Genomic DNA, 11,980 nt, shown 5'->3' with positions numbered 1-11,980 from the left:
GGGTCATCCGCGTTAACCCGGAATTTTAGCTTGCCGAATGGGATAATTCGGGGCATGAGCATTACCTACAAAGACGCCGCAGGCATCGAAGCCATGCGGGTCGCCTGCCGCCTCGGGTCCGAGGTGCTGGACTACCTCACGCCCTTCATCAAGCCTGGCATCACGACCAACGACGTGGACCGCCTGGCCGCCGAGTACATGGTCAAGCAGGGCACCACCTCGGCCACGGTGGGCTACATGGGCGCCAGCAGCGTGCCGTTCCCGAAGTCGCTGTGCACCTCGGTGAACCACGTGGTGTGCCACGGCATCCCCAATGACAAGCCCCTGAAGAAGGGCGACATCATGAACGTCGACGTGACCGTCATCAAGGACGGCTGGTTCGGCGACAACAGCCGCATGTTCGTGATCGGCGACGCCTCCATTGCCGCCAAGCGCCTGTGCAACGTCACCTTCGAAGCCATGTGGCACGGCATCCTGCAGGTGCGCCCCGGTGCCCACCTGGGCGATGTGGGCCATGCGATCCAGAAATTCGCCGAGGGCCAGGGCTTCTCGATCGTGCGCGAGTTCTGCGGTCACGGCGTGGGCCAGCGCTTCCACGAAGAACCCCAGGTGCTGCACTACGGCCGCCCGGGCACCATGGAGGAGCTCAAGCCCGGCATGATCTTCACCATCGAGCCGATGATCAACGCCGGCAAGCGCGACGTGAAGGAAGACTTCAAGGGCGGCCAGTACGACGGCTGGACCATCGTCACGCGCGACCATTCGCTGTCGGCCCAGTGGGAGCACACGGTGCTCGTCACCGAGACCGGCTACGAGGTGCTGACGCTCTCCGAAGGCAGCCCGCCGCTGCCGGCCTTCGTCACCTCCACCAAAACCTGACGCGCCGAAGCGCGCCCCCGCCGTGATCGAAGCAGCCAAGATCGACGTGGCGACGCTGCGCGAAGCCTATCGCGCGAAAAAGCTCGCCCTTTTCGACACCCTGCGCTTCGCCCGCGCGCCCACCCGCAGCGTCCACACGGTGCTGCGCCAGCTCTCGGCGCTGGCCGACCAGACGCTGACCGCGCTGTGGAACGAAGCCGGCTTCGGCGACGCCTTCGCGCTGGCCGCGGTGGGCGGCTACGGGCGCGGCGAGCTGTTTCCGTACTCCGACGTCGACGTGCTGCTGCTGCTGCCGCCCGAGGGCCAGGACAGCGGCGTCGAGCCGGCCCGCATCGAGGCCTTCATCGGCCAGTGCTGGGACGCCGGCCTCGAGATCGGCTCCAGCGTGCGCACGCTCGAGGAGTGCCTGGACGAGGCCGCCAAGGACATCACGGTCCAGACCTCGCTGCTCGAATCGCGCCTGATCACGGGCGACAAGAGGCTCTTCGCGGCCTTTCGCCGCCGCTTCACCCAGGCCATCGACCCGCAGGCCTTCTTCGTGGCCAAGTCGCAGGAAATGCGGCACCGCCACCAGAAGTTCGACAACACGCCCTACGCGCTCGAACCCAACTGCAAGGAATCGCCCGGCGGCCTGCGCGACCTGCAGACCATCCTGTGGATGAGCAAGGCCGCCGGCTTCGGCAGCCGCTGGGACGACCTGGCCAAGAACGGCCTGGCCACGCCCTTCGAGGCACAGCAGATCAAGCGCAACGAAGCCCTGCTCTCGCTCATTCGCGCCCGCCTGCACGTGATCGCCAACCGGCGCGAAGACCGGCTGGTGTTCGACCTGCAGACCGCCGTGGCCGCGAGCTTCGGCTATGAGAGCGAGTCGCAGCGCAAGTCGAGCGAGGCGCTGATGCGCCGCTACTACTGGGCGGCCAAGGCGGTGTCGCAGCTCAACCAGATCCTGCTGCTCAATATTTCCGAGCGGCTGCAGCCCATCGACGAGCAGCCCACGACGATCAACGAGCGTTTCTACGAACGCGCCGGCCTGATCGAGATCGCCAGCGACGACCTGTACGAGCGCGAGCCCCACGCGGTGCTCGAGACCTTCCTGCTGTACCAGAAGACCATCGGCGTGAAGGGCCTGTCGGCGCGCACGCTGCGCGCGCTGTACAACGCGCGCCACGTCATGGACAGCAAGTTCCGCAACGACCCGGTCAACCACGTGACCTTCATGCGGATCCTGCAACAGCCCTACGGCATCACGCATGCCTTCCGGCTCATGAACCAGACCTCGGTGCTGGGGCGCTACCTGCGCGTGTTCCGCAGCATCGTGGGGCAGATGCAGCACGACCTGTTCCACGTGTACACGGTCGACCAGCACATCCTGATGGTGCTGCGCAACGTGCGCCGCTTCTTCATCGCCGAGCATGCGCACGAATACCCGGGCTGCTCGCAGCTCGCGGCCGGCTGGGACAAACCCTGGATTCTCTACGTCGCCGCCCTCTTCCACGACATCGCCAAGGGCCGCGGCGGCGACCACTCCACGCTCGGCGCGCGCGACGTGCAGCGCTTCTGCAAGCAGCACGGCATTGCGCGCGAAGACGCCAAGCTCATCGAATTCCTCGTGGCCGAGCACCTGGTGATGAGCCAGGTCGCGCAGAAGCAGGACCTGGGCGACCCCGAGGTCATCGGCGCTTTTGCCAAGCGCGTGGGCAACGAGCGCTACCTCACAGCGCTGTACCTGCTGACGGTGGCCGACATTCGCGGCACCTCGCCGCGCGTGTGGAACGCCTGGAAGGGCAAGCTGCTCGAAGACCTGTATCGCTTCACCCTGCGCGCCCTGGGCGGACGCATGCCCGACCCGGACGCCGAGGTCGAGGCCCGCAAGCGCGAGGCGCTGGTGCTGCTGGCCCTGCACGCCCAGCGTTTCGAGGCGCACAAGGCGCTGTGGGACACGCTCGACGTCGGCTACTTCATGCGCCACGACGCCACCGAGATCGCCTGGCACGCCAAGCAGCTCTCGCGCTTCGTGCCGCCGAAGAACGTGCCCATCGACCCGAAGGCGCTGCCCATCGTGCGCGCGCACCTGTCGCCGGTGGGCGAAGGGCTGCAGGTCGTGGTCTACACGCCCGACCAGTCCGACCTCTTCGCGCGTATCTGCGGCTATTTCGACCAAGCCTCGTTCAGCATTCTGGACGCCAAGGTCCACACCACGAGCAACGGCTACGCGCTCGACACCTTCCAGGTCGTGACGACCTTCCAGCCCGACCACTACCGCGACCTCATCAGCATGGTCGAAACGGGCCTCGCGCAAACGCTCACCGAGGCCGGCGCCCTGCCCGCGCCGAGCATGGGGCGCGTGTCACGCCGGGTGCGCAGTTTTCCGATCAAGCCACGCATCAGCCTCGTGCCCGACGACAAGGCGCAGCGCTGGCTGCTCAGCATCTCGGCCAGCGACCGCGCGGGCCTGTTGTATTCGGTGGCGCGCGTGCTCGCGCGGCATCACCTGAACCTGCAGCTGGCGAAGGTGACGACCCTGGGCGAACGGGTGGAAGACACCTTCCTGATCAGCGGGCCGGAGCTTCAGGGACAGAAGACGCAGCTGGCCATCGAGACCGACCTGATGGAGGCGCTGGCCTCCCAGTGAGGCCGCTGAACGGGCGTGTGCGGCTCAGCCGCAGTACGCGCCGAGGATGCGACCCGTGGGATCGACCTGCGCGTTGAGGCGCGTCGCGTCCTGGGCCGGGTCGGCCGGTGCTGTGGCCGGCACGGTGCGGGCGGTTTTCGCGCCGGCGCGCTGGCGCATCTCTTCGAGCAACGGACGCGTCGCCTGCATGCCCAACGCAAAGCGCACTTCCGGGGCCTGGCAACTTTCGGGCGGGGGCGCGAAGCTCGGCGGCGCCGGCACTTCGGAGGTGAGCGGCCGATCCTTGGGCGGGGCCTCGCAGCCCGCGAGCACCGCAGCCAGGGCCGCAGCCGTCAGAAGAAACCCGTGCCGGCCAAACGTCATGCGCATCTTGTCTTGCTCCTTGAAACCAGCCTGAAGCTTAGCCGCCCGCGGTGGCCCGCTCATGACCCCTTGCGCTGCAGCGGCGACAACAGCCCCAGGCGGATGCCCGTGATCACGGCCTCGGTGCGATTGTGCACACCCAGTGCCTGGAACAAGGTGCCGATGTACTCCTTCACCGTGTGCTCGGAGAGGCCGAGCTCGCGCGCGATCGACTTGGTCGGCAACCCGCGCGCCAGGCCGTGCAGCGTGTCGGCCTGGCGCGGACTGAGCGTCGGCCTGGCGGTGCTCTTCGGTCCCAGGTGCAGGATTTCCTGCGGCAGGTAGACCTCCCCCGCCAGCACGGTCTCGAAGGCCCGCTTCAGGAAGTCGGCCGGCATGCTCTTGGGCACGAAGCTCATGGCGCCCGCCTCCAGACAGCCACGGATGATGTCGACATCGGTCGAGGCCGACACCACCACCGCCGCGATGTCGGGCGCCGCCGCCTTCAGGCGCACCAGCGCATCCAGACCGTACTCGCCGCGCAGTTCGAGATCGAGCAGGCAGATCGCCAGGTCGGGATGGCGCAGCGCCAGGGCGCAGGCCTCGTCGACCGTGGCGGCTTCGAAGATTTCGGCGCTGCGCTCCATGCTCTCCAGCAGCATGCGCAGGCCCGCGCGAAACAACGCGTGGTCGTCCAGCGTCATCACTTTCATGGCACACCCCCTTCGGCCTTTCTGGCCGATATGCACCCTCATTCTGACGCTGGCGCACACGGGTGCAGCCGCCGCGCGTCGGAACTAGATCACCCTCCATGCAAAAAACTACCAGCCCCTGCGAAGGAGGGGTTGGGTGCCTGGCGCGTTTCGAGGAAATTCAGAGCCGACCGCTGTTGTCGCCAAAGGGGGCCGACCATGAACGCCAGTTTTCAAGACCGCCTGATCTCGCTTGTCGCCGGATCGCAGCCCCAATGGAAATCCGAACTCGCCCGACAGTGCGGCGTCAGCGCCCCCACCGTGATCCGCTGGCTCACCGACCGCCACAGCTGCGCAGGCACCCTGCACCTGCATGCGATCGCCGCGTACTTCGAGGTGCCGGCCCGGTGGCTGGCCACGGGCGACGGCCCGGAGCGGGTCCGCACGCGGCGCTCACATTGAAAGGGTTGTAAGCGGACCTCTGCGAAGAGGCGCGCAAGCGGCAAGCCGGCCGCGCCCATGGCGTATGCTGAAAGGCCGCGCACGGCACCGCCGGTGCGCTTCTCTTTCATCACCCGCTTTCGACATGAGCACCTCTTCCCATCCCCTCGCGGGCCAGCCGGCCCCGTCTGATCTGCTGGTGGACGTGCCCCGCCTCGTCTCGGCCTACTACACCGGCCGCCCCGATCCGGCCGTGCCCAGCCAGCGCGTGGCCTTCGGCACCTCGGGCCATCGCGGCTCTTCGTTCGACGACGCCTTCAACGAATGGCATGTGCTGGCCATCAGCCAGGCCATCTGCGACTACCGCAAGCAGCAAGGCATCGACGGCCCGCTGTTCCTGGGCATCGACACGCACGCGCTGTCCACACCCGCCTTCGCCAGCGCGGTCGAGGTGCTGGCGGCCAACGGCGTCGAGCTGATGCTGTCGAAGGACGACGAGTACACGCCCACGCCGGCCGTGTCCCACGCCATCCTGGTCTACAACCGCGGACGCACCAGTGGCCTGGCCGACGGCATCGTGATCACGCCCTCGCACAACCCGCCCGAAAGCGGCGGCTTCAAGTACAACCCGCCGAACGGTGGCCCCGCGGGCACCGACATCACCTCCGCCGTCGAAGCCGCCGCCAACAAGATGCTGGCGAACAAGCTCGAAGGCGTGAAGCGCATGCCGCTGGCGCAGGCGCTGAAGGCGTCCACCACGCACCGCCACGATTACCTGAACACCTACGTCGAAGACCTGGCCCAGGTGCTCGACATGGACGCGATCCGCGGCGGCACCATCGACCTGGGCGTCGATCCGCTGGGCGGTGCCGGCGTGCACTACTGGCCCGCCATTGCCGCGCGCTACAAGCTCCAGCGCCTGAACGTGCTGAGCCAGGCGGTCGACCCGACCTTCCGCTTCATGTCGCTCGACTGGGACGGCCGCATCCGCATGGACCCGTCGTCGCCCGACGCGATGCACGGGCTGGTCGCGCTGAAAGACCGCTTCGGCATCGCCTTCGCCTGCGACACCGACCACGACCGCCACGGCGTGGTCACGCGCAGCGCGGGCCTGATGCAGCCGAACAACTACCTCGCGGTGATGGTCGACTACCTCTTCACGCACCGCCCGCACTGGCCGGCGCAGGCCGCCGTCGGCAAGACCGTGGTCAGCAGCCGCATGATCGACCGCGTGGCTGCGCAGCTGGGCCGCCCGCTGTACGAGGTGCCCGTGGGCTTCAAGTGGTTCGTCGACGGCCTGGTGGACGGCTCGCTGGGCTTCGGCGGCGAGGAAAGCGCAGGCGCCACCTTCCTGCGCCACGACGGCAGCGCATGGACCACCGACAAGGACGGCATCGTGCCCGCCCTGCTCTCGGCCGAGATCGCCGCGCGCACGGGTCGCGACCCCGGCGAGCGCTTCACCGTGCTGACGCAGGCGCTGGGGCGCCCCGTGTCCGACCGCGTCGACGCGCCCGCCACGCCCGAGCAGAAAAAACGCCTGTCGGCCCTGTCGCCGCAGCAGATCACCTCGACCACGCTGGCGGGCGAGAAGATCGAGAACGTGCTGAGCCACGCCCCGGGCAACGGCGCGGCCATCGGCGGCGTGAAGGTCGTCACCGAGAACGGCTGGTTCGCCGCGCGGCCGTCGGGCACAGAGAACATCTACAAGATCTACGGCGAGAGCTTCCTCGGCGACGACCACCTCGCGCGCATCCTCGGCGAGGCGCAGCAGGTGGTCGACAAGGCGCTGTCGGCGAGCTGACGCGAGGCGCACGCGCATGGACACGCTGGTGCTGCGGCTGCAACCCGGCGACGACCTACGCGCGGCGCTCGACGCCGTGCTGAAGCAAGCCGGCATCGGCGACGCGGCCTTCGTGGTCTCGGGCATCGGCAGCCTGCGCGGCGCGAGCATCCGTTTCGCGGGCGCAGAGACGGCGACGCGGATCGAAGGCGACCTTGAAATCCTCACGCTCGCCGGCACGCTGTCGCCCGATGGCTCGCACCTGCATCTCAGCGTGTCGGACGGCACCGGCCACGTGTCGGGCGGCCATGCCGCGCCGGGCTGCGTGGTGCGCACCACGGCCGAGATCCTCGTCGCGGTGCTGCCCGAGTGGCGCTTCTCGCGCGAGCCCGATGCGCAGACCGGCTACACCGAGCTGGTGCCCAGGCGCCGCTCCAGCCAGACGCTGTAGCGCGACAGCCCGAAGCACAGCAGCCAGTAGACGGCCGCCACGAACAGGTAGCCCTCGAGGTAGAACGGCCGCCAGACCGGGTCGCCGCCCAGCGCCAACCCGAGCGCGCCGGTCAGCTCGAACAGGCCGACCACGGTGACCAGCGAGGTGTCCTTCAGCGTGCCGACCACGCTGTTGGTCAACGCGGGCACCACGAGGCGCAGCGCCTGCGGCAGCACGATGTCGCGCTGCACCGGCCAGCGGCCGAAGCCCAGCGCCATCGCCACTTCGGTTTGCCCGCGCGGCACGGCCTGCAGGCCGCCGCGGATGATCTCCGCCAGGTAGGCCGCGACGAACAGCGTGAGGCCCATGAGCACGCGCACCAGCACGTCGGGCTGCCAGCCCGCTGGCCACAGCAGCGGCAGCAGGAACGAGGCCATGAACAGCACCGAGATCAGCGGCACGCCGCGCACCAGCTCGATGTAGCTCGCGCTCAGCGTGCGCACCACGGGCCATTCGGAGCGCCGCCCCATCGCGAGCAGCAGTGCCAACGGAAAGGCCAGCGCCAGCCCGACCACCGCCAGCCCGATGGTGAGCGGCAGGCCGCCCCAGCGACTGGTCGGCACCGTGCTGAGCCCGGCCACGCCGCCGTGCATCAGTCCGACGAACAGCAGCAACACCACGAGCCACAGCGGCGCCAACCACCAGCGCCAGCTGCGCGGCCACGCGCTGAGCACGGTTACCGCGGACAGCACGACGACGGCGACGGCTGGGCGCCACTGCTCTTCATACGGAAAGCGACCGAACAGCATCGGCCGCCACTTCTCGGCCACCACGCCCCAGCAGGCGCCGTGCTGCACCGCGCGGCAGGCCTCGGCGTCGGGGCGGAACACGGCGTGCACCACGCCCCATTCGAACGCGTGGAAGCCGGCCCAGGCCAGCAGGCCCAGCAGCAGCACCGTGGCCAGTGCGCGCAGCGGCGACCCCCACAGCTCGCTGCGCCACGCGATGGGGCCTTGCGCGACGTTTCTCATCGCCAGCCTCGCAGCGCGACGCGCGCGTTGTAGCGGTTCATGCCGAAGGAGATCACGAGCGACAGCAGCAGGTACACCGCCATGATGATCGCGATGCACTCGAAGGCGCGGCCGTTGGAGCCGATGGTCGTGTTGGCCACCGACACCAACTCCGGATAGCCCACGGCCACGGCGAGCGACGAGTTCTTGGTGAGGCTCAGCAGCTGGTTGGTGAGCGAGGGCACGATCACCCGCAGCGCCTGCGGCAGGATCACGATGCGCAGCTGCTGCACCGACGACAGCCCCAGCGCCTGCCCCGCCAGCACCTGCCCCTGCGACACCGAGAGGATGCCGGCGCGCACGATCTCGGCGACGAAGGCCGCCGAGTACAGCGACAGCCCGGCGACGATGGTCACGTACTCCGGGCTCAGCGCGGCGCCGCCGCTCACGCCGAAATCGCCGCGCTCGGGCCATTCGAAATGCGTGGGCCACCCGCCGCCCTCGTCCGCCACGGGCCAGGGCACGCTGAGCCCGCCCTTGCTGAGCCACACGCCCGGCAGCAGGTGCACGGGCTCGGTCGGATCAGGCAGCAGGTTGGCCATCGCGAAGGCCAGCATCAGCAGCTGCACCAGCAGCGGCACGTTGCGCAGCAGCTCCACGTACGCGGTGCAGATGCCGCGCAGCAGCACGTGCGGCGCGAGCCGGCCGATGCCGATCAGCGTTCCGAGCACCACCGCGAAGATGGCCGCCGGCACGGCCGCGCGCACGGTGTTGATCAGGCCCGCGAGGAACGCGCGCCACGACGGCTGGCTGGCATCGAAGTCGAGCCAGCCTTCGCTGATCGAGAAGCCCGCAGGCTCGGTGAGGAAGTCGAAGCCCGAACGCACGCCGCGTGCACGCAGCACCTCGAGCGCATGGTTCACCACCCAGAAGGCACCGGCCACGACGGCCAGCACCAGGAGGGCCTGAACGAGCCAGGCCAGCCAGGCGCCGCGGCGCGAGGCCTGGCGGCTCATCGAACCGGTGGTGCGTAGATCAGGCCGCCCTTGCTCCACAGATTGTTGGAGCCGCGCGGCAGCTTGAGCACCGACTTCGGACCGACGTTGCGCTCGAACATTTCGCCGTAGTTGCCCACGGCCTTGATGGCGCGGTACGACCAGTCCTTGTCGAGACCCAGCAGCTTGCCGAGGTCTTCACCGGCGCCGAGCAGGCGCTGCTGGGCCGGGTCCTTGCTGCCGGCCTTGAGCTGGTCGGCATTGGCCTGCGTGACGCCGAACTCCTCGGCCTCGATGAGCGCGTTGGGCACCCACTTGGCAATGGCGAACCACTCGTCGTCGCCGCGGCGCACCAGCGGCGCGAGCGGCTCCTTGGAGATCAGCTCGGGCAGGATGAGGTAGTCGTCGGGGTTGGTCGCTTCCTTGTTGCGCAGGCCGGCCAGCGCCGAGGCGTCGGTGGTGAAGGCCTGGCAGCGGCCCGAGAAGAAGGCCTTGAACGAGGCTTCGAAGCTCTCGAACACGACGGTCTTCACCGGGATGTTCTGCGCGCGGAAGTAGTCCGACACGTTCTTCTCGTTGGTGGTGCCCGACTGCGTGCAGATGGTGGCGTTCTTGAGCTGCTTGGCGCTCGTCACCTTGAGCTTCTTGGGCACCAGGAAGCCCTGGCCGTCGTAGTAGGTGATGGTGGTGAAGTTGAAGCCCAGCGAGGCGTCGCGCGTGAGCGTCCAGGTGGTGTTGCGCGCGAGGATGTCGATCTCGCCGGCCTGCAGCGCCGAGAAGCGCTGCTGCGAGTTCAGCGGCACGAAGTCGACCTTCTTGGGATCGCCCAGCACGGCCGCAGCGATGGCGCGGCAGGTGTCGACGTCCAGGCCCGACCAGTTGCCCTGCGTGTCGGGGGCCGAGAAACCGGCCACGCCGTTGGTCACGCCGCACTTGACGCTGCCGCGCTGCTTGACCGCGTCGAGCGTCTTGCCGGCGAAGGCCGGGGCCGCGGCGGCCAGCGCGAAAACGGAAGCGGCGGCGAGCAGTGCCGGGCGCAGTCGGGTGGTTGGGGTGGTCGTTGTCTTCTTCGTCATTGGTGTGTACTCCTCAACAGTAGGCAAAAGGCAGTGTACGGGGCGATGCAGGCCGACGACAAAGAACCCTGCGTTGGATACATATGTCGATCCGCTCGCGGGCGATCGGTTGGCGGCGCGGCCAGTTTCACTACCATACGGCCCTTTCATCACTCCCGAACAGGAATCACACCATGGTCAAGTCCGACGACACCGGCAAGCTCATCCTGCGCGTTGCGCTGGGCATCCTCATCCTGCTGCATGGCATTGCGAAGGTCGGCAAGGGCGTCGACGGCATCGGCGGCATGCTCGCGTCGCACGGCGTGCCCGCGGTGCTGGCCTACCTGGTCTACGTGGGCGAGATCCTGGCGCCGGTGCTGCTGATCGTCGGCCTGTTCACGCGGCCCGCCGCGCTGGTCGTGGCCATCAACATGGTGGTGGCGATCTGGCTGGCCCACCGCAAGGACCTCGGCGCGCTGAACGGGCAAGGCGGCTGGGCGCTGGAACTGCAGGGCATGTTCCTGTTCGCGGCGATCTCGCTCGCGCTCACGGGTGGCGGCCGCTTCGGGCTCAACAACAAGTAAGCGAAGAGGCGACTGGCGAATCAGTCGTCGTCGGCCGCATCGAGGCCCGGGAACAGGACCTCGGTGTAGCCGAAGCGCGAGAAATCGCGCACCCGCATCGGGTACAGCTTGCCGAACAGGTGATCGACCTCGTGCTGCACCACGCGCGCATGAAAGCCGTCGGCGGTGCGGTCGATCGGGTCGCCGTACAGGTCGAAGCCGGTGTAGCGGATGTGGGCGAAGCGCGGCACCACGCCGCGCAGGCCGGGCACCGACAGGCAGCCTTCCCAGCCCTCTTCCTCTTCATCGCCCAGCGGCGTGATGACGGGGTTGAGCAGCACGGTGCGTGGCACTGGCGGTGCGTCGGGGTAGCGTGGATTGACGGTGTCGGTGCCGAAGATCACCAGTTGCAGGTCGACGCCGATCTGCGGCGCCGCAAGGCCGGCGCCATTGACCGCCTGCATGGTCTCGAACATGTCGCGCACCAGCAGGTGCAGTTCGTCGGTGTCGAAAGCGGCGACCGGCTGCGCGGTGCGCAGCAGCCGGGGGTCGCCCATTTTCAGGATTTCGCGGAAGGCCATGGAGGGATTATGGCCAGCGCGCAGCGCCCTCGCTGGAGCGCTTGCTCAAGGCTTGTCGGCCAGCGCCGGCGCGTCACGCCACGGCACACCCGGCGGCGGGCGCATCGCATTGCTCGGGTAGTTGGGCGACACACCCGGATGCGCAGGCGAGACAGCCGGCGGACGTTGCCAACCCGGTGGACGCCCGGCCGGATAGGTCGGCCGCACGGCTGGGTAGCTGGGACGCACCGCGGGATAACCGGGACGGCCATAGTAAGGACGGCGGTCGTAGTACGGGCGACGGTTGTCGTAGTAGCCGCCACCCTGGATGTACACCGGCGCCGGCACCACCACGGGACCCGGGTCTGAGTAGTACGGTTCGGAATAGCCGCCGGAGTAGTACGGATCGCCAGGGACGGCTACGCAGCCGCTCAGCAGCGCGATGCCGCCGAGTGCGAGGCTGGTAGCGAGAACACGAATTTTTTGCATGAGGGACTCCTTGTCGGCCTTCTGTGATCGTTCAACGCCCGCTTGTAGACCCTGTTGACTGCTCTGGTGTGAAGTCGCGTAACGGCCGGTAAGGGCCCGGATCCCAGGC

13 protein-coding genes are annotated in these 11,980 nt (G+C 68.4%); 6 read left to right on the top strand and 7 right to left on the bottom strand.

Going from position 1 to position 11,980, the window contains the following annotated elements:
• The first annotated feature begins 54 nt into the window (after nucleotides 1-54).
• The gene (gene map / locus AC1RLW_RS04160; protein WP_062471267.1) at nucleotides 55-879 is read left to right on the top strand and encodes a type I methionyl aminopeptidase; all 825 of its coding nucleotides are present in this window, start codon (nucleotides 55-57) and stop codon (nucleotides 877-879) included.
• Nucleotides 880-901: 22 nt separating this feature from the next.
• Nucleotides 902-3,511 carry a [protein-PII] uridylyltransferase gene (locus AC1RLW_RS04155; protein WP_493192283.1) on the top strand — a complete coding sequence of 870 codons (2,610 nt, stop codon included), beginning with the start codon at nucleotides 902-904 and terminating at the stop codon, nucleotides 3,509-3,511.
• Between the two features lie 24 nt (nucleotides 3,512-3,535).
• Here the strand turns inward: AC1RLW_RS04155 and AC1RLW_RS04150 are convergent, their stop codons facing one another.
• Together AC1RLW_RS04150 and AC1RLW_RS04145 are read right to left on the bottom strand one after the other, a co-directional pair.
• Entirely contained in the window at nucleotides 3,536-3,880 is a 345-nt protein-coding gene (locus tag AC1RLW_RS04150) for a hypothetical protein (protein WP_056580768.1), read from the bottom strand.
• Between the two features lie 53 nt (nucleotides 3,881-3,933).
• Nucleotides 3,934-4,566 carry a LuxR C-terminal-related transcriptional regulator gene (locus tag AC1RLW_RS04145; RefSeq protein ID WP_390343870.1) on the bottom strand — a complete coding sequence of 211 codons (633 nt, stop codon included), beginning with the start codon at nucleotides 4,564-4,566 and terminating at the stop codon, nucleotides 3,934-3,936.
• Nucleotides 4,567-4,764: 198 nt separating this feature from the next.
• On the opposite strand from AC1RLW_RS04145, the gene AC1RLW_RS04140 reads away from it, so the two are divergent.
• The 3 genes from AC1RLW_RS04140 (at nucleotide 4,765) to AC1RLW_RS04130 (ending at nucleotide 7,217) form a co-directional block, all read left to right on the top strand.
• Nucleotides 4,765-5,007, top strand: coding sequence for a helix-turn-helix domain-containing protein (locus tag AC1RLW_RS04140; RefSeq protein ID WP_062471259.1), 243 nt, complete (start codon nucleotides 4,765-4,767; stop codon nucleotides 5,005-5,007).
• A gap of 124 nt (nucleotides 5,008-5,131) precedes the next feature.
• Complete coding sequence (gene pgm, locus AC1RLW_RS04135; protein ID WP_493192282.1) at nucleotides 5,132-6,787, top strand: phosphoglucomutase (alpha-D-glucose-1,6-bisphosphate-dependent); 1,656 nt, start codon at nucleotides 5,132-5,134, stop codon at nucleotides 6,785-6,787.
• Between the two features lie 16 nt (nucleotides 6,788-6,803).
• A complete protein-coding gene (locus AC1RLW_RS04130) occupies nucleotides 6,804-7,217 on the top strand; it encodes a PPC domain-containing DNA-binding protein (protein WP_493192281.1) in 414 nt (137 codons plus the stop codon).
• On the opposite strand, the gene AC1RLW_RS04125 is transcribed toward AC1RLW_RS04130, so the two are convergent.
• The 3 genes from AC1RLW_RS04125 to AC1RLW_RS04115 are packed head-to-tail and all read right to left on the bottom strand — an operon-like array spanning nucleotide 7,172 to nucleotide 10,280.
• A complete protein-coding gene (locus AC1RLW_RS04125) occupies nucleotides 7,172-8,230 on the bottom strand; it encodes an amino acid ABC transporter permease (protein WP_493192280.1) in 1,059 nt (352 codons plus the stop codon). The genes AC1RLW_RS04130 and AC1RLW_RS04125 overlap by 46 nt on opposite strands.
• A complete protein-coding gene (locus tag AC1RLW_RS04120; protein WP_493192279.1) occupies nucleotides 8,227-9,225 on the bottom strand; it encodes an amino acid ABC transporter permease in 999 nt (332 codons plus the stop codon). Before AC1RLW_RS04120 ends, AC1RLW_RS04125 begins: the two co-directional genes overlap by 4 nt.
• Nucleotides 9,222-10,280: an amino acid ABC transporter substrate-binding protein gene (locus AC1RLW_RS04115; protein WP_493192278.1), complete on the bottom strand. Its 1,059-nt coding sequence runs from the start codon at nucleotides 10,278-10,280 to the stop codon at nucleotides 9,222-9,224. Before AC1RLW_RS04115 ends, AC1RLW_RS04120 begins: the two co-directional genes overlap by 4 nt.
• Nucleotides 10,281-10,453: 173 nt before the next feature.
• Between AC1RLW_RS04115 and AC1RLW_RS04110 the strand changes: the two genes are divergently transcribed.
• Nucleotides 10,454-10,843, top strand: a complete 390-nt coding sequence (locus tag AC1RLW_RS04110; RefSeq protein ID WP_062471245.1) for a DoxX family protein — start codon at nucleotides 10,454-10,456, stop codon at nucleotides 10,841-10,843.
• A 20-nt stretch (nucleotides 10,844-10,863) separates the two neighbouring features.
• On the opposite strand, the gene def is transcribed toward AC1RLW_RS04110, so the two are convergent.
• Nucleotides 10,864-11,403, bottom strand: coding sequence for a peptide deformylase (def, locus tag AC1RLW_RS04105; protein ID WP_070060694.1), 540 nt, complete (start codon nucleotides 11,401-11,403; stop codon nucleotides 10,864-10,866).
• A 45-nt stretch (nucleotides 11,404-11,448) separates the two neighbouring features.
• Nucleotides 11,449-11,871 (bottom strand): hypothetical protein, encoded by a 423-nt coding sequence (locus AC1RLW_RS04100; protein ID WP_223301316.1) that lies wholly within the window; start codon nucleotides 11,869-11,871, stop codon nucleotides 11,449-11,451.
• Between the last annotated feature and the right edge of the window lie 109 nt (nucleotides 11,872-11,980).

The sequence above is a fragment of the Variovorax sp. GW822-FHT04A09 genome (genome assembly GCF_058801005.1).
Note: the sequence above shows the minus strand (reverse complement) of the source record. Positions and strands in the feature narration are given on the sequence as shown.